At 69.4% G+C, this 1623-nt stretch carries 3 protein-coding genes; all 3 read right to left on the reverse strand.

The window, feature by feature from the left end; genetic code table 11:
- Nucleotides 1-25 precede the first annotated feature (25 nt).
- Nucleotides 26-526: a luciferase domain-containing protein gene (locus BEK98_RS47560; protein ID WP_094222989.1), complete on the reverse strand. Its 501-nt coding sequence runs from the start codon at nucleotides 524-526 to the stop codon at nucleotides 26-28.
- A gap of 232 nt (nucleotides 527-758) precedes the next feature.
- Nucleotides 759-1049, reverse strand: a complete 291-nt coding sequence (locus BEK98_RS47565; protein WP_143684307.1) for a hypothetical protein — start codon at nucleotides 1047-1049, stop codon at nucleotides 759-761.
- An 88-nt stretch (nucleotides 1050-1137) separates the two neighbouring features.
- Nucleotides 1138-1518, reverse strand: coding sequence for a winged helix-turn-helix transcriptional regulator (locus tag BEK98_RS47570; protein WP_244202327.1), 381 nt, complete (start codon nucleotides 1516-1518; stop codon nucleotides 1138-1140).
- Nucleotides 1519-1623 lie beyond the last annotated feature (105 nt).

Below are 1623 nucleotides of genomic sequence, written 5' to 3' on the forward strand. Positions count from 1 at the left end.
TGACGGGCCGGGCAGCCGTTCGGCTTCACGCTCGGGATGGCGGTGCCTGTCCGCAGGCGAAGGCGTGACTTTCCTGGACGAGCTGCCAGACGACGGCGAGTTGCCCGTCGTCCTTCGGCCCGTACAGCATCACCCACGTCTCGGGGCCGAGACCCATGGTCACGACCGGGTGCGCCTCCGCCCATCCCGTTCGGATCGCCTCTGCCGCGCGCTCGGCCGGCAGGGCCACGTGCAGACTGCCGCTGCCGTCGCCGTGCAGATGGGCGAACTCGGTTCCGACCATGAACGCCTCGTCCGGACCCACGGCGAGTCCGGGGTCGAGATGCAGGGCCCGCGTCTGCGGGAGCGAGATGCCGCTACGACCGCTCGTCACGCCCCGCAGGCCGGTCATCAGGGACCACAGCTCGTCCTGGAGAGCCTGTGGCGCGTGCTGGTCGAGCTGGATGTGGGGAGTGGCGGGTGTGGTGAGCGGGCGGAAGCCGACTCGCTCGGGCAAGGTGGCGTCGCTTGCCGTGCCAGTGCTCATGTTGTTCTCCTTCCGCCCGGTGAAACCGCTGGTCAGCCGGGATGGGGGGTGCGCCGGACGGCGTCCTGGCAGCACGCTAGTTCCCGGCGGACAGCGGTTACCAAAGGGATACCGAGGCCGTCGGCCGGTCGTCGTGGGCGCCGGACGCCGGTGATCGGTCCGGCGTCAGAACATGCCGCGCCACGCGCTCCCCACCACTTCGGCGGGCAGGGCCGCGTACCGCCTGCGGATGTCATGGAGCGACTCCGCGCACCACCGGGCGAGATCGGCGGTGTCGATGCCGACGAGCTGTCCCGCGAGCTTGCGGATCTCGCAGGCTCTGCCAGGCGTGCCGGTGGCCGTCGACGAGTCCGGGAACGACGACCCGGCCGGCCGCCTCCACCACCTGTGCCCCGCCTGCCGGCAGGTTCGGGGCGACGTCGACGATACGGCCGTCACGGACGAGAACATCCCCGTCGGGCAGGTCCCCGAGGTCGGGGTCCATCGTGACGACGTGACCGCCGCGGACGAGGATGGCACTCATGGGCCCTCCTGGCGGCCTGGAAGTAGTACATTTCGTATGGATTGGTCGACCAATCTACACGGACCCCCTCCCCGTGTTAACCGGTCGGCTAGGACACCAGCGGTCCCGTGTAGCCGGCGCGAGCCGCCTCGACCTCGGCGGCATGCCGCCTGGACCACTCCCCGAGAGCCGCGAGCACGGGGCCCAGCGACACGGCCAGCTCCGTGGCCTCGTACTCGACGCGCGGCGGAACTTCCTCGTAGTGGGTGCGCGTCACGAAACCGTCGCGCTCCAGCTGGCGGAGCCTTTGTGCCAGCACTTTCGCGGACACCTGGGGAAGTTGACGCCGCAGTGCGGTGAACCGGAGCCGGCCGTGGCGCAGAAGGCACCACAGCACCTGAGGAGTCCACTTGCTGTAGACGACATCGACGACGGGTGCGATCGGACAGGGCTCCACGGCCCCGTTCACCGTCCGACGCGAACTCTCCACCTGGGCCCCTCGCATCCCGGAACTGTTCTCAACAGTTGTACACGTCACCCGGGAAGATGACTACTTGGTCGCCCATTGTTCCGTACCGCCGCGAGAGGGGTGACT

The sequence above is a fragment of the Streptomyces diastatochromogenes genome, assembly GCF_002242805.1.
Taxonomy (GTDB): Bacteria; Actinomycetota; Actinomycetes; order Streptomycetales; family Streptomycetaceae; genus Streptomyces; species Streptomyces diastatochromogenes.

Coding starts and splice junctions, on each gene's coding strand:
- BEK98_RS47560 (WP_094222989.1), bottom strand. CDS start 526: ATGAGCACTGGCACGGCAAGCGACGCCACCTTGCCCGAGCGAGTCGGC.
- BEK98_RS47565 (WP_143684307.1), bottom strand. CDS start 1,049: ATGAGTGCCATCCTCGTCCGCGGCGGTCACGTCGTCACGATGGACCCC.